Genomic DNA, 17866 nt, shown 5'->3' on the forward strand with positions numbered 1-17866 from the left:
TTTATGAGTTAAATAAAACTGCCCATGTAATACGAGCCCGCATAACCAACCGTGTAACAAATTAATAAATGCAGCGATAAACGCAAGTAGCTCATAAAGGTAAGCGCTTTAACTTTGCTCATGGCAATAATGCCCGCAGCCGAACCAATAATAAGCATTGAACCGCCCACGCCCGTTGCATACGTAAACGACAACCAGTGTTGTTGGCTCATTACTATATCGGCTTTTAATAAGGCAGCGGTAAGCGGTACGTTATCGACCCCTGCTGATAATATGCCCATTAAGTAGTTTGCGTATTCTGGTGCCATTACCGTGTATAGGTCGGTAAATTTACTCAACATACCAATTTCTTTAAGTGCGCCTACAAGTAAAAGTACGCCTACAAAAAACAATAATGTGTCGTATTCTATATCGCGAACAAAATCGATTATGTCTTTGTTTATGTCTTTTTTGCGCATTAAAAATTGCGCCACTAAAAACATCACTGATAAGCCAAACAAAAAGGTTAATAAAGGCGGTACGCTGTAAATTACACTCAGCGTAAGTGTGCTCACTACGGTAGATAAAAATATAACAGCAATGGTTATGTCGGTTTTTTCAATGCGGGTTTTACCTGCACTAGCAAACTCAACACGCCCTTTCATACCTATAGACAGTAACGCGGCAAGCAGCATAACGCTTGCAAGTGCTGGCGCTATAAGTAGTAATAAATGAGCAATGGTTACTTTGCCATCTAAAAATATCATTAGTGTGGTTACGTCACCGGTTATTAGCGATACCCCACCTGAGTTAACCCCAAACACAATAAGCGTGGCGTATTTAACGAGCTTTTTAGGTTCAAGTTTTAACGACATAACAACCGCAAGCGATATAAGCGTCGCTGTTACGTTGTCTGAAATCGACGAAAACAAAAATGCAAATCCACCCACCAAAAACATGAGCTTTTTTTCGCTAATACTTTTTGGCATAACGCGGTGCACAATATTTTCTATAAACCCCTTTGAATTTAAATACGCTACAAAGGTCATTGCAGCCATTAAAAATAGCCATAATGAGGCAATTTCTAAAATATTTTCATTTAAAAGATGTTGAATCGTATCGGGGCTTTGCCCGTGTAGAGGGTATATAAAAAGAAGAATCCAGCAAAGCGTACCAAAAAACAGCGTGGTTTTAGCTTTATTTACGTGGATTATATCTTCTATAACGATCAGTAAAAATGCAATCGCTATCAGGGTTAGAATAATCGAGGAAACCATGGTAGTTAAACAACCTTTGATATAGTTTTAAAGAACACACAAATAACATTCCATTTCATGTGCCTATTTTCGGCGCGAATTTTAGCACTGCCTCTATGCAAAAACTATTATTAAATGGTCTTAAAAACGAATACTATATACAGACAAGGTTAATTAAAAATACGTAATAATGAGTCTTCTAAAAGAACTCAATAATAAAATACTAGGATGTTGTAACCCCTTATGATCCCAGCTAAAAAGCTGCTAAACACCATAACCGAACATTGGGGTGTATTAGAGCTATTATTTAAACGTTTTAAAATGGCTGACTTTAGCCTAAAAGACGTACAAAACGCGATTAAGCAAAAGCAGCCTACGTGGTCAAACGAACGCATTTATAAAGAAACAAATCGTTTGTTAAACCAAGATATTTTAATTCCGCTGGCTAAATCCTCTCAGCTTGAAATAAATCGTGCTATTGCTGATTTTGCTACTTTTTTACTGCAAGAAGAGCATTTAGGTTTAGCGCAAGAAATTAGCGTATTAGTAGAGGACCTAGCTCGCTTAGGTAACCGCCTAGATAACGCTGGCGAAATAGAAGACTTTGACGACTTACGCCGCTACAGCCGCATTATGGATGATCGGGTGCGTAAAATAATGAAGCTCTATACGCACAACGAAAACGCTATTTTAAATATTGTTGAACAAGCCAAATCAAATAATGCAGTGCAATCGCTGCAAAAACGTTATAAAGCAGTAATAGAAGCCTTTGACGAATACATAGAGCCAATGCTTGAAATGGTTGATATTCGTGGTGAGTTTCATGCATGTTTTACCCTCATTGAAGAGCAAATAAGTAAGCAAATACTGCACATTGAGCGCTCAGGTAAAGCGTATAACGACAAACGTATGCTGGAGCAATTACGTACCCGTATACTCGAAATGCATTTAATGGGCCGAGAAAGCTTACGTAAAAGTGCCGATATGCTTATGCCACTGCGCGAGGAGCTGCGCCGTAATAGCTTAATTACTCGCCAAGCAGCCAAAGTACTTGGGCTTGTACGTAAAAATGGCGTAGACAATATGCTAAGTGCTGTGCAACCACATTTTGTAAGCGACGCGCAGCGATATTCGCTTGGTCAGCAACGCCATATTGTGGCTTACATGGCAAGCTTGGTTGAATTTGAACACGAAGAATACCAATTGCCAGATCAACAAGACGTACCTGCATTTGTTACGCCTAATATTCCTGACTACAACGATGTTAAAACCAGCTTTGCTAAGCGCTTTAATAAAAAACGCAAAAAGCCGCAGCCCTTGCTGCAATTTTTAGACGAAAGCTATCCAGATCTCGATGCCGACGAAATGCTATTTTTGTATCAAAAATTAGTCAGCGACAGCGATATTAAAATAATTCAAAGCGATGAAAAAGCACGCGTAAAAATTGCCGGTCAGCACTTTTCTTTATATCCATTTAATTCAGAGCCTCAGCCAGATCCAAAGGCAGGTAAATAAACCATGACACACATAAACTTAGACGAGCTAACCCATCTACAAGCCATTAATAAAAAATTAGTAGCGGGTTATCACATTTGCGAGCAAGACAACGTAATGTGGCAAGAGCTTGACCAACACATAGAAGACTACACCGCCCTATTTACCGCTTTAGGTAACGATTTAAAACACGACAGCCGTGGCTTTTATTATTTTGGTAGCGACGAAAGTACGCCAAATATGGGCAAAATATCTCGCGCTATCGCACTCACCATTTACATTTTAATTGAGCACTACGCCAATACGGGTAAAGACCCAATGCGCGCATTGTTTGACGACGTAAACGATTTAGAGCTTATGCAAACGCTGGTGCAAATTAACAAACATTTGTTTGATCAGCTTGAGATATTTTCGGGATCGGATTTGCGTAAAGACGTTTACCTGCGCATGGTGCGCTTAGGTTTAGCCCGTGAAGTAGAAGGCGGCTTTATGCTACAAGCGCCAATTCACCGCTACATAGATGCACTCATGGAAGTAAACGAAGAAACCTACATTACAGAGGACGAGGAATGAAAAATCTATACGGACTAAGCAAACTCGCCCTACTTAACACCGCAGGCTATGCAAAATGTGTGATCCCGCTTGATAAAAGCAGCTCTATTTGCGCGCCCAATAACACCGGTAAAAGCTCGGTTATTAACGCCCTGCAGTTCCCGCTTATTAACGATTTACGTTTAACAGAATGGGACGGACACGATTTAGATGAAACCCGTAAGTTTTATTTTTCATCCGATCAGTCGTACATTTTACTAGAAGCTAACTTGCCTCATGGCTCGGTAGTAATAGGCGTTGCGGGGCTTGGTAAAATTGCCGGTTACGCGCATCAGTACTTTTGTTATCAAGGAAAGCTTGATTTAGAGCAGTACACGCAAGGTAAAACTATTATTAAATTTACTAAGCTGTTCAACCATTTAAAATCGCTTAACTACAACCCTATTGAGCTTAAAGCACAAGAGTTAAACGCGCTATTGACTGGTGGCGCAACGCCTTTTGACGGCGACATTAACCTAAAAATGATCCCGCTAAATAATGTACAAGACTCTTCTATTTATAAAGAAATATTTAGACGTATTCTTAACTTACATAAATTGGGCGCAAACGACGTAAAACGCTTTATGTTACGCGTGTTTGAACGCCATATGTCGAACTCTAAAGTCGACTTTTATGAAGTATGGCGTCGCTCATTTGATAAAGTAAATCGCTCAAAACGCGAATTAAAAGCCCTTGAGTCAATGCAAGAGCCAATAGCAGCGCTTGAATCAATGCTTGAAAACCAAACCGTGCTTAAAGGTAAATTAGCCGCATACGCACCTAAAATTGACCAAGCACTGATTGATTTTGATACCTATCAAGAATCGCAACTTAACGAGCTGGGTATAGCGCTTGAAGATATAGAGCACGAAAAACACGAGTTTGAGCAAAAACAAAGCCTATACGTACAGCAATCGCGTGATATAGAGCGCAGACAAACTCAAATTGAGCAGTGGTTTTTAGATTACGATGCGCTTAAAAGCGAGTTTGAACTAGTAAATAAAGCCACGCTCAAAACCAGCCTGACTCAGTTAAAGCAAGATTACGAGTCGCTTTCGCACTCTATAACCAGCGCACAAGGGCAAAGCCTGCACACGCTTGACTACCGCATTAGCGAAACACAAAAACAAATTAAGAGCTTAAAGCTGCAACTTAAAAATCTTGAATTTAATTTGTTTACCCGCATGCGCGAAGACCTCTCGTTAAAAGAAGTAGAAGAAATATCGCGGATTTTAAACCCAGATATTCTCTCGTTTGCGACCACCACTAATGGCGATATAACCATTGATGATGAAGACGCGTTTGGTGAATTTTTATCGCTATTAAGTGAAAACGTTAAAGGCGGCGTATTAACGCTACCAGGTGCGAGCATTAAGCTTAAAAAGCTCTCGCCTGTGCAAATGCAAAGCGGCGAAAACAAAGAGCAATTAACCGCTCAGTTAAATGCACTTGAGCATTCACTTAAAGAGTTTAAGCAACAGCGCGATGTTGCAGCAAACGTTGCCGACAAGCAAAAAGAAAAAGACGCACTATACGATGAGCTTATGAGCGCAGAGAGCGCCCTAAAACGCTTAGAGCAGTTTGAGGTAATGCAGCAATCGGTTGAAGCGCAAGCCATGCTAAAAGAGCAGTTATTAGCTGAGCGCGAACAAGTTGACGACTACCTGCAAGATATTCAAAAAAATAGTGGCTCAATTGCCGATCGTCGCTCGTTAATTAAATCGAAACAAGAGCAAATTAATCGCCAAACTGAGCGCTTACGCCAAGTTAAAAGTGAGCGAATTGATCACACGCTTGATTTATACAGCGGTAAAGTAACTCCGTATATGATTGATATTACGGTCGACTTTGATAACTTAAGCGACCTTGTTCATCACTTTAATAAAGACTGCCAAGAGCTGCGTAATTTTGACATAAACGTGCGTAACACTTATTTGCATGTATATAACGCGGGTATTACTAAATTCGACAACGAAAATGACGAATACACTAAATACCAAAAGCTAATAAGTGCCTTTCATAATATTGATAACGAACGCGATGCTGTTGAGCGCCAAGCACGCGTTGCGCTTACCGAAGTGGCCGCAACTATAAAAGGCTTGCGAGAAGATTTAGACCGCCTTCGCCGCGAAATGAACAGCTTTAATAAAGGCATAAGCCAGCACCGTATTTCAAACCTGCAAGCGTTTAAAATTAACGTCATACCCCGCAAAATGCTGGTTGATAGTATAGATACCATTATCAGCACGTCGCATCAGTTTGAACAAGGCGACACGCTTGATTTACTTAGCCAAGAACCTTACAGCGAAAGTGCGGTAAACGAAGCGAAAGATCACTTAATTAAACTCGCATCAGATAAAGCGGGCTTAACACTTACCGATTTATTTGATATTCGATTTGAAGTAGTTAACCGCGCAGGTGAAACCGAACACTTTGAAAAAATAGATTCGGCGGGTTCAAATGGCACACGTATTACGATTAAGTTATTGTGTGGCATGTTGTTTATTCGTTACTTATTAAGCGATCAAGAACAAAACCTATACCGTATACCAATTTATATAGATGAAGCGGCCGACATTGACCCACAAAATCAAAAAGCAATTATAGAAACCGCACTAAGTTTTGGTTTTGTTCCTATATTTGCCTCAGTTAAGCCGCAAATAAGTTGTGACTACATTGTGCCGATTCGCTCGGTAAAAGACGGTGCACAAAACTGGGTAGATGAAAAAGATTGGATTGAAGTTGAACATTAAACTTTTACTGATGACTAATTAACAGAGGTTAATTAGTCGTTCAGCCCTAACAATTAGACTAATATTTAGGACGTTTAAATAATATACATTTAAACGATGTGTGTTATTTTAAATTAATGCATTTTATTGGAGCAAACGTAATGAAAAATATACTTATTGTTGCAGCGCTAGCACTACTTACAGCCTGTACACAAACCCCTGATTGGGATTACGATAAATCAGCCAACTTTAGTAATTTTAAAACATTTGCTTGGGTAGAAAACGCCAGCCTAACTAAAGACACAAATAACTACCAAATTAATGGCCTAATGGAAAAGCGTGTTCGCACTGCCGTTAACGCAGAACTTAGCCAAACACTAGGTATGAGCTTAGTTGATGCAGCAAATGCTGATGTACTTGTTAACTATCATGCATCGGTTGATAAAGAGCTTGAAGTAGATACATTTAATGTAAACTACCGCCCGCATTGGGGTTATTGGGGTACTGGTTTTCAACGTGATACAACCGCGCGTGAATACGAAGTGGGCACACTGATTATTGATATTGTAGACCGTGAATCTAACCAGCTAGTATGGCGCGGCGCAAAAGAAGGCCGATTAAAGAAAAATCAATCGCCAGAACAACGTGAAGCATCAATTAATAAAACAGTGAGCGAAATTTTAAGTAACTTCCCGCCACAAAAACAGCAGTAAGTTAAAAGTTTATTTTGAAAAAGCTCACAGGTTTGTGAGCTTTTTTGTGGATGTGTATTTTTGGGCTTACAGACTTAAGTAATTACGAGCTACGCTCGTCACGTCAGCAAGCTGCACGTCTACAAAAAACACCGCGTCAAACTTTACCTGTAGGCGCTAAGCTTGCTTGCGCGAGAAGCGATAGCTTCTAATTACTTTATAGCGCTAGATTCCATCTTAAATTACGAGCTGCGCTCGTCACGTCAGCAAACTGCACGTCTACAAAAAAACACCGTGTCAAACTTTACCTGTAGGCGCTAAGCTTGCTGGCGCGAGAAGCGGTAGCTTCTAATTACTTTATAGCGCTATATTCCATCTTAAATTACGAGCGGCGCTCGTCACGTCAGCAAGCTGCACGTCTACAAAACACCGCGTCAAACTTTACCTGTAGGCGCTAAGCTTGCTTGCGCGAGAAGCGATAGCTTCTAATTACTTATATTTATAGCGCTATATTCCATCCTAAATTACGAGCTGCGCTCGTCACGTCAGCAAGCTGCACGTCTACAAAAAACACCGCGTTAAATTTACGATTTATACTTATGCAGTAACTCAAGCGGTATATGGCAATAGTCATCAGGGTGATTAGTTAAGCGGTCTTGATGCTCAGGATCGCTTGGCGCGTAGTTAGTTAACAGCTCTACCCCTACCACAATTTTATCGGCATCACTGCGCTTGTTTATATAATTGCTTGCTGCATCTAAATGGCTTTTGTTTTTGCTGTAAATAGCAGTGCGGTATTTAGGGCCTACGTCATCCCCTTGTTTATTAATGCTATACGGGTCAATAATTTCAAAAAAGTAGTCATACAGCTTATTTAGGCTAACGACTTTTAAATCAAAAATGACTTTTACGCATTCGGCATAACCATCGTATTCGCCGTCAGTGGTTTTGCTTGTACCATTAGCGCGACCTGCTTCAGTACTTATTACGCCTGGTAAGTGCTTTAAAAACTCTTGTACGCCCCACAGGCAGCCACCAGCAAAGTAAATAGTATTATATTCTTTAGTATCCATTATAAATGTTACCTAATAAGTAATTATACCGATTGCATTAAAATAGTGTTCTATTATAGCGCCAAGAAAATAGCGCAATAACAAGGCGAAAATTATGACATATAGTTGTTCTATATAAATAATTTTTAACGCAGTGAGTGCGCTATTTAATACGATAGAATGACCATGTTTTTAATAAAGCCGGTATTACGTAAATGGTTATCAAATGCAGTTATTAACAAATTAATGTACAATCGCGCACAAAATGACTGCTGTTACATTTAGTTATTTTATCATGCTCAAATATAAGCTTTAAAATTAATTGTAACCGCAGCTACAAATAAAAAATGACGAGAAACACATGAATCGCACACCACACCTTATAATACCTGCAATATTATGCAGCGTTACTGCATTTGCTAATGCTAATACGCTATCTGATGAGTCGGCAATCGAGAAAATAACGGTTGAGGCCTCACCCACTGCAAATAAGTTGCCAGTAGGTACATTCGACTCACCTATTTCTAATTTAGAATATGACCCCCGTGTTGATTTACAATCGCGTAATATGGCTGAGGCGCAGGCTGATGTAACTATACGCGGCGGTATTTTCGAAAACACCGGTTTTAGAGTAGGAAGCACTACCCTGCTTGACCCGCAATCTGGTCATTATTTTGCTGAAATACCCATTGCACCGCAAATGCTAAGCGGCCCAGATGTTTTAACCGGTGCCGATAACGCACTTTACGGTATGAATAGCTCTGTAGGTACGGTTTCGTTTGGTTGGAAACCGATTATTACTGGCGGTAGTGTTTCCCTTGGTACTGGTACAAACGACTTTAATCTGCAAAGTATTCACGCTGCTAAAAACACACAACTTGATAGTTTAGTTAACTATACTCTGGGTTTTGAAGGTGAGTATTCTCATTCGCAAAGTGATGGCACCATTGATAATGGCGATCATGACTTCTCGCGCGCCTCAGCTCGCGTTCAATTAGCTAGCGAGCACAGCCAAACAGATTTGTTTTTTGGCTCACAAGATAAGTTTTTTGGCTGGCCTAACTTGTACACCCCTTTTGGCGTTAACGAAACTGAAGATTTAGAAACCCGTCTTTGGATGCTTAATCACAAGCAAAACTACGCTGATAACAGCAACTTTGAAGTATCTGCTTATTATCGTACCCATGACGATCACTATATTTACTCGCGCGAAAATCCTAGTGCATTTGAAGCTTTTCATAAAAGCGAAGTTAAATCGCTTGGACTTTCGGGTCGCCATGCACAAAGCGATGCACTGGCAATAAACTACTCTGCACAGTTTATTGACGACTCGATTGAATCAACCACACTTGAAAACAACTTTACCTCTCGTAAGTATTATAAATTAAGCGTATTGCCTGAATACAAAATGGCGCTTGAGGATAATAAACAACTTACATTTCGTTTAGGCGCAGCCTATGACGATACAAATCGTGATGATGCTGAAGTATCAGCTATTGGTGACATAACCTTAAACACCCAAAATAGTGACGGCACAGCACAAACCCTTTACTTATCATACGCGCAAGCGAGTCAAGTTGCAGGCTACACAGCCATTGGCGGCAGTGATTCAGGCGGGTTATTTAGAAGTAACTACAACCTTGAGCGCGAAACCACATCAAACTTGGAGCTTGGTTTATTACTTGAAGAACAAACCTGGCAGTTAAACTCGGCTATTTTTTATCGAAAAGATAATAACTTAACCGATTGGACCTTTAATTTTGATTCAACCTCAGCGCGCTTTGCAAACCCAGTTGATATTGATACTGCAGGGGTTGAATTTTTAGCGACTAAGCACTTTGATACAGCAAAGCTTATAGCAAGCTACACCTATTTACATAAATCAGAAAACTACGGCGCAGTCGATATTGATGCCAGCTTTTACGCGTTAAACTTTCCTGATCACCGTTTAACACTTGGCGCTGTGTACAACCCAACTGATATTTTAGAATTTAGAATAGATAACGAATGGCGTACACAACACAAAAATTCACTTAGAAACGGCAATGACAACGCGTTATTTACCCAGCTAACCCTTAAAATAACGCCGCCACAGTTGAGTAATTTATTTATCACCTTAGCAGCAGATAACTTATGGGATGAGTCGTTTGAAGAAATACCGGGTACACCTGGGCGCGGTGAGCAATATACGTTAAGCGCAACGTATAGCTGGTAGAATTGAGCTATCACATTCAAAGACCTGTTTATTTAAAACAGGTCTTTGAATAAATATTTAGCAAGGAATAAACGCCATACTAAATATTAAGAAATACGATTACTCAGCTTATATTGAACCAGAACGACATTGTCTTTTTCTTAGCTCATTATCAATTTGTAAAGGGCGACTAAGCTCATCTGTAAGAACCTTCGAAACAACCGTACCGGTTTCAACTTCTTGTATCCAGATTGATATTTTATCCCCATCCCTTTTTCTATTTAACATGTAGCTTTTATTAGAATCTAAATTAACGTTAAAATTAACAAAAGCTTCTTTTTGACTATTTAAAACATCAGGGTTTGAAACACTCGCCTTTACCCATAAATCATGCTCACCACTGATATACTGCTTTGGTTCAGCCCATTGTGTAGGTCTTTTTTTAAAGCACATCAAGTGGACATATTCTAGATCTACTCCCTGCTCTCTTTTAAAGTTTTCGAGTCTAAAGTGGTCTTCTTTAATATCGGTTTTAATGGGTAAGTTTGAACAACCTAATAAAGTCACACCTAATGTAAATGCTGTAAGTAAATTTTTCATTTTTCTTTCCTTTTAAAAATTAAGATTGAATGAAATCACCTATAAATGAGATTTATAAAAAGTATCTTACAGTTACCTATATTAGCAACAAAGTTAAATATGTCTAATATTTCGCCATAAAATATATTAACGACTGCTTTTAATAACCTTGTGGAGATTTTTATTAATAATATATTGTAAATAGATGTGTATTAAAAATGAGGATTAAGTGAGCTCTTCGAGCTCTGTAATAAGCGCTAGAGCCTGTGCATTTGTTGATCCGCAAACATCAAATGTGGCGCTAAAATCACTACATACTTTAGGTCGGCTTGAATCACCAAATAACTTACATAAATTACGTTCGTCCAGCTGAATACAGCGCTCTCCGGCTTTTTTACCATTTGGCATACCTGGAATAGGCGAACTAATACTTGGCGCAATACAACATGCGCCGCAGCCTAGCCTGCAATTCATCGATTCGGTTTTCATAATTTCCTCTGAATAAAAAACGCTTACTTTATTTTCTTTTTAGGCACTTAATTAGTCGCATAGTGAGTTGTAACACACACATGTAATGCTTTGTTACATCTTAAAACAGCTTGTAAACACTTTATTGCGTATTATTGCTCTGTCACCACCAATTATGAAGGAATGCCTTGTGGCTACTACAAAACAAATAATACTCCCAATCGCTGTTTTAGCAGGCGGTATTGCTTTAGCTTTCGCCTTTATGGCAATGAAAAAACCACCCGAAGAAAAGCCAGAGCAAGATTTACGTCCTTTAGTAGCAACACAAAGCGTACTTTTAGATTCTATAACGCTCGATGTTAAATCGTACGGCATTGTTAAACCAAAGTATCGTACCGAGCTAATAGCACAAGTTAGCGGGCAAGTTATTTCGGTATCAGATCAATTTGTAGAAGGCGCGTTTGTAAAGCAAGGCGATATTTTAGCACGAATTGATGCAAATGATTACGAGGCAGACTTTATTGAAGCGCAAGCGGGTTTAGCACAAGCAAGCTCAGCACTTGAAATAGAACGCGCGCAAGCACATGTCGCTCAAGCTGAGTGGGAGCGCATTAAGTCAGATTCAAGCGACGCTATCGCATCAGAACTTTATTTACGAAAACCACAGCTGGCAGAAAAATTAGCGCGTTACCGCTCTGCTCAAGCAAGTGTTAAGCGTGCTAGCCGCAATCTTGAGCGTACTTATATTAAAGCCCCATATGATGCCATTATTAATGAGCGCACAATTAGCTTGGGTTCAGTAGTAAACCCAGGTAACAGTTTTGGCGCACTAAGCGCAACCTCAGTTGCAGAGGTACGTCTACCGGTTGCCGATCAAGAACTGCAATATTTAAAAAATGGCGGCGTAGGCTCAAATGTTACATTTAACGCAGAATACGCAGGTAAACAAACAATGTGGCAAGCCAAAGTAATTCGTACCGAAGGTGTGGTTGATCAAACAAGCCGCATGAGCTATTTGGTAGCACAACTTGCAACACCTTATGGCGACAAAACACGCCCTCTTCGTTTTGGTTCGTACATTAACGCTACCATTGAAGGTCGCCCGCTTGATAACGCAATTATTGTTGCCCACCACTTAGTTAAAGATAATAAAATTGTAATTTTAAATGACGATTTAACATTGTCGTTTAAAACCCTCAATATTATACGCGAACAAAACGGCATGATTATAGCCAGCCAAGGGTTAAAAAATGGCGAGCAAATTGTTACCTCAGCGCTTGAATACCCAACTGAAGGTATGGCAGTAAAAATTGAAGATATTGCGCCTGATAAAACTGATGTAACTCAACTTGCGCTGAAAGAGGAGTAATCATGAACACTCGTGAAACAGGGTTAATAGCATGGTTTGCCCGAAATCCCGTTGCAGCCAACCTACTAATGATATTTATATTAGTGGGCGGTATTTTAATGGCGATGACCATTCGCAAACAAATGTTCCCACAGTTTGAAAGCAACTGGATAAGTGTACAAGCAGTTTACCCAGGTGCAGCCCCGCAAGAGGTTGAAGAAGGCATAACCATAAAAGTTGAAGAAAACCTCGAAGGTATTGAAGGCATTAAACGCCTAATTACGTACTCTAACCGTGGTTTTTCACAAGCGTGGATTGAAATAGAAGAACAATACAATCCACAAGAAGTACTTGATGAAATTAAAGTACAAGTTGATTCAATAAACACCTTTCCTGCGGGGATGGAGCGCCCTGTTGTGCGCCGCGATAAGTTTGAACAAGAAGTAATGATACTCGCGCTTTACGGCGACATGAGTAATTACCAGTTAAAAGAGCTTGGCAACGATATAAAAGACGAGTTACAAGCACTGCCTCACGTTAACCTTGTTAATTTTAACGGCGGCTTAGAATACGAAATTGGTATAGAAGTCAGCCCTGATAAATTACGCGAGTACGGATTAACATTTAGAGATATTGCAGGCGCGGTGCAAAACTTTTCGGCAAATATGTCGGCGGGGCAAATACGCTCTGAAAATGGTTATATTTCGATGCGTGTTGAAAAACAAGCCTACCGTGGCTTTGAGTTTGAAAAACTCCCCCTTATTACCCTTGCTGATGGCGCACAAATTTATTTAGGCGATGTAGCAACCATTAACGACGGCTTTGAAGAAGGTCTACAATATTCAAAATACAATGGTAAAAATTCACTCTCGTTTGAAGTAAACGCATCAAAAGATCAAGACATTACCGATGTAGCAAAAGTACTTAAAAGCTACATGGCAACTAAAGAGCCACTTTTACCTGCAGGCGTTAAGCTCTCTCCTATTGTTGATTTAACTTACTACCTTGAAGGTCGACTCGATATGATGGTCGATAACATGATTTGGGGTGGCTTGTTAGTAATGATAGTGCTGGCACTATTTTTACCGCTACGTTTAGCATTTTGGGTAATGATGGGCTTACCGGTGTCTTTTCTGGGCGCCTTTTTGTTTATGCCTATTGGCTTTTTAGATGTAACAATTAATTTAGCCTCTCTTTTTGCCTTTATACTTGTACTCGGGATTGTTGTTGATGACGCCATAGTTGTGGGCGAGTCAGCCAGTGCCGAAATAGAAAAATACGGCCACACACTTGATAACGTAGTACGCGGTGTTAAACGTGTTGCGATGCCAGCGACCTTTGGTGTACTAACGACTATTGCGGCATTTTTACCACAAACACTCGCAACCGGCCCTGGTGCTGCTTTTTCTAAGGCCATTGGTGGCGTTATTATTTTATGTTTGATTTTTTCACTCATTGAATCAAAACTAATTTTACCTGCGCATATTGCAGCAATGAACCCACGTAAACCAAATCCTAAAAACCTATTACATCGCTTACGAATGGTGATTGATAGTAGCTTAAAAAGCTTTGTGAATAACTACTACCTTCCATTTGTTGGCCGCTGTATTCATTATCGCTATACAGTGATTGTCGGCTTTATGTGTTTGCTTATTGTAAGCGCAGGTATGTTTGCAGGTGGTTTAGTTAAGTTTGTACCAAACCCGAAAATACCGCACGACTTTCCACGTATTGATATAGAGATGAACCTTGCTTCATCTGAGCAAGCAACACTTGAAACCGCACGTAAAATAGAAAGCGTGTTGTTACAGGTCGATCAGCAACTACAAGAGCAATACGGTAAACCGATGATCCGCGATTTATCGGTAAGCCTGCGCGGACGAACGCAAGCCAATATTATGGCCATTTTGGTAGAGCCTGATTTACGCCCTATCGATACCTTTGCCCTAAGTGCGTTATGGCGTGAGCAAATGCCCGCCCTACCAGGCATTAAAACCATGACCATTCAAGACAGTATAATGAATGGCGGTCGAGATGATGGCGACGTTAGTTTTAAACTTGAAGGCAAAAATGCTAACGAGCTAAAAGAAGTAGCAGGTAAATTAAAAGCCAAATTACAAACAATGGAAGGCGTTGGCGACGTAAACGATTCAATGCAAAGCGCTACCGACGAAGTGCAACTTGATTTAAAACCACTCGCTTACAGCATGGGTTTAACGCTTGCTGATGTAGCGTCGCAAGTTAGCTTTAGTTACTACGGCTTAGAAGCGCAGCGAATATTGCGTGAAGGCGAAGAAATTAAAGTCATGATCCGCTATCCAGAAGACGAACGTAATTCAATAAGTGACATAGCAAGTGTGCGTATTATTACGCCTACAGGCGCTGAAGTACCACTTAGCGAAATAGCCGAAGTTAAGCTGGTTGACGGTGTAAACCGTATTCGCCGCGAAAACTCTAAACGTACTGTAAACGTATGGGCTGCGGTAAATACCGACAAAGCCGAACCATTTGCGATTGCAGAAGAAATTCGTGATGAATACTTACCAACATTACTTAAAAGCTACCCTGGCGTTACAAGTGATGTAGCTGGGCGCATTCAAGAAGAAATGGATAGCGCTTCAGAGCAGCTTCGTGATTTTGGTATATCAATGATGATTATATTTGCCTTGTTAGCCATTCCGCTTCGCTCTTACTCGCAGCCACTTATTATAATGTCGGTTATTCCGTTTGGTGTAGTTGGCGCGATGTTTGGCCATATGATTTTAGGTATGACTATGAGCAGCTTATCTATGTTTGGCATTATTGCTGTAGCGGGTGTGGTCGTAAATGACTCCCTCGTTATGGTTGATTTTGTAAACAAAGCCCGCGCCGAAGGTGTTGCAATTAAAGATGCTGTAGTACAAGCCGGTGCTCGTCGCTTTAGAGCAATACTACTCACCTCAATCACTACCTTTATTGGTGTAATGCCAATTATTTTTGAAACGAGTTTACAAGCTAAAATTGTTATCCCAATGGCTGTATCACTTGCTTTTGGTGTGTTATTTGCCACAGTAATTACACTGATACTTATACCGTGCCAGTATGTTGCACTAGAAGATGCTAAACGATTAGTTCGTAAAATGCGTGGCAAGCCACCACTAGTAGATGCCCAACCAGCGCCTACAAATAGCTAAATTAAGTAATATCCCAACCAAAAAAGCTCGGCATATTATGCCGAGCTTTTTATTTTTAGCTTAAAAATAATATTCACCTATTTGCCAAGTCTTTATCTTACTGATAGTTTAACTCTATAAATATAACCCTCAAAAGGAATAATGATGGGCACAATTCAACTTATTTTATTTATTGTTTTTGCTGTATTAACCACTCTTAGCTACAAAAGAATAACCGCAACTTAATGCTATTAGGCGCCGTTGCAATATCGTTTGCGTTTGTAGGGCTCGACTTTTTAATCGGCGTAGATGAAGGGATATCAGGCATTAATTAATCAATAAAAATTTCAGCTTGAAAATTAAAGGGACTTTAATGCGCTTATACATACTGATTATTTCTTTAGTTATTTTTTTAAGTGGTTGCCAGAGCTATATTGCTTATCAAATAACTAAGCCTCCGGAGAAAGTTCTCCCTAAAGAATTTGAGAGCTCTATCGCTTTATCTGGAGCACAAACCCATTACTGCAGCAGCGAAATAGGTTGTCTTGATTTTAGGATTATTTCACCTAAGGATATTGATAATTATCTACTAAGTGGCAATACGTTAACATTAACTTTAATTAGTAAAGGAAGCACTGAAGACGATACATTTGAATATCAACTCAATGCTGATAATTTACCGAGTAAGTCAAACGATGGGCTTTTAATTATTTTTCCGGGATATGGCGTAAATAGTTTGGTTTACACCATGCAAGCCCGATGGCTTAGCCATATCACTGGAAAGAATGTAATAGTGATGCCTGCAAGTAATCAATACGATGAATTTAAGTATGGCTTAAACTCCCTTGATTTATTAGTAAAATATATAAATGAACACCAATATACCGACATTTCATTGCTTAGTTACTCTATGGGTGCAGTTGCAAGCATCGACCTCACAACCAAACTCAATATTAATAAGCATATACTTTTTGCTCCAATGATTAATTTTAAAGCCGCACTAAGAACAATTGCTAAATTATCATACCCTGTTTATAGCAAACTGTTAGGTGATGATTATATAAACGAAGTCGCGGCTAAGGTAATTGAAAAAAGTAAAGTACCTCTTAATAAACTCGACATATTAAGCAATCTAAATAAGACCCCTCATGCAAGGCAAACTTACATCTTTTCAAGTAATGCAGACAAAGTGAGTCCATATAATGGGTTGCTTACTCTTAGTAACCCAAAAGTGAGCATTTATGAGGTAAAAGATTTAAATCATCTTGAAATGGTTTCTTTAATATCCGCACAACAAAGGAATGTGCTCCTTTCCTTGCTTGATGGATAACTTTGGCAACAATCCTAATAATTGAGAGAAATATTGCTCGTTTTTTATCCCTAATACGTTATGGTATTTAAATAATAAATAGACATAATAAAGTTAAGGAACAGCCATGAATACATCCCCCTCTGATCACATTCCTCAAGAAGCCTTTGATTGGTATGACGAATACGCCCACGGTTTAATGGACCGACGTACTTTTATGAAAAAACTCGGTGGCCTTGCTGCACTTGGCTTTTCGATGGCTGTACTTACATCAGCATTATTACCTAATTACGCATTGGCTGAACAAGTGTCGTTTAATGACGATGATATTAAAGCAACATACGAAGAATTCGATTCGCCAGATGGGCACGGTAAAGGCAAAGGTTACTTAGCAACCCCTAAAAACATAGAAGGTAAGCTCCCTGTTGTACTTGTGATACACGAAAACCGTGGTTTAAACCCGTACGTAAAGGATGTAGCAAGACGCTTAGCGAAGGTAGGCTTTATTGCATTTGCACCCGATGCGCTATTTCCACTGGGTGGCTACCCTGGTAATGATGATGAAGGACGCGCTATGCAAAAAACCATGGATCGCGCTAAAATTCAAAACGATTTTGTTGCCGCAGCGCACTTTTTAAAATCGCATGCTAACAGTAACGGTAAGTTAGGCGCTGTCGGTTTTTGTTTTGGTGGCTACATTGTTAATTATTTAGCGGCAGTAGATAGTAATTTAATCAGCGCTGGCGTGCCTTTTTACGGCACTCCCGCCAGTGAAAGTTTACGTAAAAATATTAAAGCACCGTTAATGATTCAATTAGGCGAGCTGGATAAACGTGTAAACGCGTCGTGGCCACAGTACGAACAAGATTTAAAAGCTAATAATGTTGAATACACTATGCATATGTATAAAGGGGCAAATCATGGTTTTCATAACGACTCGACAGGTCGCTATGATAAAGACAATGCCGAACTTGCATGGCAACGTACCGTTGAGTTTTTTAATAAAAAGCTAAGTTAACG

General features: G+C 39.7%; 13 protein-coding genes. 9 read left to right on the forward strand and 4 right to left on the reverse strand.

Annotation, left to right across the window (positions count from 1 at the left end):
- Window positions 1-8: 8 nt before the first annotated feature.
- On the reverse strand, window positions 9-1256 hold the full coding sequence (nhaD, locus tag JG479_RS09625) for a sodium:proton antiporter NhaD (protein WP_197121580.1): 1248 nt from the start codon (window positions 1254-1256) through the stop codon (window positions 9-11).
- A 222-nt stretch (window positions 1257-1478) separates the two neighbouring features.
- Here nhaD and JG479_RS09630 point away from each other — a divergent pair, with 222 nt between their 5' ends.
- The 4 genes from JG479_RS09630 (at window position 1479) to JG479_RS09645 (ending at window position 6765) form a co-directional block, all read left to right on the forward strand.
- Window positions 1479-2750, forward strand: coding sequence for a hypothetical protein (locus tag JG479_RS09630; RefSeq protein ID WP_200219038.1), 1272 nt, complete (start codon window positions 1479-1481; stop codon window positions 2748-2750).
- A gap of 3 nt (window positions 2751-2753) precedes the next feature.
- On the forward strand, window positions 2754-3302 hold the full coding sequence (locus tag JG479_RS09635; protein WP_024605891.1) for a condensin complex protein MksE: 549 nt from the start codon (window positions 2754-2756) through the stop codon (window positions 3300-3302).
- Window positions 3299-6073, forward strand: coding sequence for an ATPase (locus JG479_RS09640; protein WP_149602445.1), 2775 nt, complete (start codon window positions 3299-3301; stop codon window positions 6071-6073). Before JG479_RS09635 ends, JG479_RS09640 begins: the two co-directional genes overlap by 4 nt.
- Before the next feature lie 140 nt (window positions 6074-6213).
- The gene (locus tag JG479_RS09645) at window positions 6214-6765 is read left to right on the forward strand and encodes a DUF4136 domain-containing protein (RefSeq protein WP_024595193.1); all 552 of its coding nucleotides are present in this window, start codon (window positions 6214-6216) and stop codon (window positions 6763-6765) included.
- Window positions 6766-7328: 563 nt separating this feature from the next.
- Here the strand turns inward: JG479_RS09645 and JG479_RS09650 are convergent.
- Window positions 7329-7817 (reverse strand): peptide-methionine (S)-S-oxide reductase, encoded by a 489-nt coding sequence (locus JG479_RS09650; RefSeq protein ID WP_200219040.1) that lies wholly within the window; start codon window positions 7815-7817, stop codon window positions 7329-7331.
- A 340-nt stretch (window positions 7818-8157) separates the two neighbouring features.
- Between JG479_RS09650 and JG479_RS09655 the strand changes: the two genes are divergently transcribed.
- The gene (locus tag JG479_RS09655) at window positions 8158-10011 is read left to right on the forward strand and encodes a TonB-dependent receptor plug domain-containing protein (RefSeq protein WP_200219042.1); all 1854 of its coding nucleotides are present in this window, start codon (window positions 8158-8160) and stop codon (window positions 10009-10011) included.
- 108 nt (window positions 10012-10119) lie between these two features.
- Here the strand turns inward: JG479_RS09655 and JG479_RS09660 are convergent, their stop codons facing one another.
- Together JG479_RS09660 and JG479_RS09665 are read right to left on the reverse strand one after the other, a co-directional pair.
- Window positions 10120-10590, reverse strand: coding sequence for a hypothetical protein (locus JG479_RS09660; RefSeq protein ID WP_193226002.1), 471 nt, complete (start codon window positions 10588-10590; stop codon window positions 10120-10122).
- A gap of 204 nt (window positions 10591-10794) precedes the next feature.
- Window positions 10795-11058 (reverse strand): YkgJ family cysteine cluster protein, encoded by a 264-nt coding sequence (locus tag JG479_RS09665; protein WP_200219044.1) that lies wholly within the window; start codon window positions 11056-11058, stop codon window positions 10795-10797.
- Window positions 11059-11227: 169 nt separating this feature from the next.
- Here JG479_RS09665 and JG479_RS09670 point away from each other — a divergent pair, with 169 nt between their 5' ends.
- The 4 genes from JG479_RS09670 (at window position 11228) to JG479_RS09685 (ending at window position 17864) form a co-directional block, all read left to right on the forward strand.
- Window positions 11228-12406 carry an efflux RND transporter periplasmic adaptor subunit gene (locus tag JG479_RS09670; RefSeq protein WP_004335425.1) on the forward strand — a complete coding sequence of 393 codons (1179 nt, stop codon included), beginning with the start codon at window positions 11228-11230 and terminating at the stop codon, window positions 12404-12406.
- 2 nt (window positions 12407-12408) lie between these two features.
- Window positions 12409-15558 (forward strand): efflux RND transporter permease subunit, encoded by a 3150-nt coding sequence (locus JG479_RS09675; protein WP_200219046.1) that lies wholly within the window; start codon window positions 12409-12411, stop codon window positions 15556-15558.
- Between the two features lie 352 nt (window positions 15559-15910).
- Window positions 15911-16867, forward strand: coding sequence for an alpha/beta hydrolase (locus JG479_RS09680; protein ID WP_200219048.1), 957 nt, complete (start codon window positions 15911-15913; stop codon window positions 16865-16867).
- 106 nt (window positions 16868-16973) lie between these two features.
- Complete coding sequence (locus JG479_RS09685) at window positions 16974-17864, forward strand: dienelactone hydrolase family protein (RefSeq protein WP_004335418.1); 891 nt, start codon at window positions 16974-16976, stop codon at window positions 17862-17864.
- The last annotated feature ends 2 nt before the right edge of the window (window positions 17865-17866 follow it).

The organism is Pseudoalteromonas sp. LC2018020214, from assembly GCF_016598755.1.
In the GTDB taxonomy this organism is placed as follows: domain Bacteria; phylum Pseudomonadota; class Gammaproteobacteria; order Enterobacterales; family Alteromonadaceae; genus Pseudoalteromonas; species Pseudoalteromonas distincta.

Coding starts and splice junctions, on each gene's coding strand:
- JG479_RS09640 (WP_149602445.1), top strand. CDS start 3,299: ATGAAAAATCTATACGGACTAAGCAAACTCGCCCTACTTAACACCGCA.
- JG479_RS09635 (WP_024605891.1), top strand. CDS start 2,754: ATGACACACATAAACTTAGACGAGCTAACCCATCTACAAGCCATTAAT.
- JG479_RS09685 (WP_004335418.1), top strand. CDS start 16,974: ATGAATACATCCCCCTCTGATCACATTCCTCAAGAAGCCTTTGATTGG.
- JG479_RS09630 (WP_200219038.1), top strand. CDS start 1,479: ATGATCCCAGCTAAAAAGCTGCTAAACACCATAACCGAACATTGGGGT.
- JG479_RS09655 (WP_200219042.1), top strand. CDS start 8,158: ATGAATCGCACACCACACCTTATAATACCTGCAATATTATGCAGCGTT.
- JG479_RS09665 (WP_200219044.1), bottom strand. CDS start 11,058: ATGAAAACCGAATCGATGAATTGCAGGCTAGGCTGCGGCGCATGTTGT.
- JG479_RS09675 (WP_200219046.1), top strand. CDS start 12,409: ATGAACACTCGTGAAACAGGGTTAATAGCATGGTTTGCCCGAAATCCC.
- JG479_RS09650 (WP_200219040.1), bottom strand. CDS start 7,817: ATGGATACTAAAGAATATAATACTATTTACTTTGCTGGTGGCTGCCTG.
- JG479_RS09660 (WP_193226002.1), bottom strand. CDS start 10,590: ATGAAAAATTTACTTACAGCATTTACATTAGGTGTGACTTTATTAGGT.
- JG479_RS09645 (WP_024595193.1), top strand. CDS start 6,214: ATGAAAAATATACTTATTGTTGCAGCGCTAGCACTACTTACAGCCTGT.
- JG479_RS09680 (WP_200219048.1), top strand. CDS start 15,911: ATGCGCTTATACATACTGATTATTTCTTTAGTTATTTTTTTAAGTGGT.
- nhaD (WP_197121580.1), bottom strand. CDS start 1,256: ATGGTTTCCTCGATTATTCTAACCCTGATAGCGATTGCATTTTTACTG.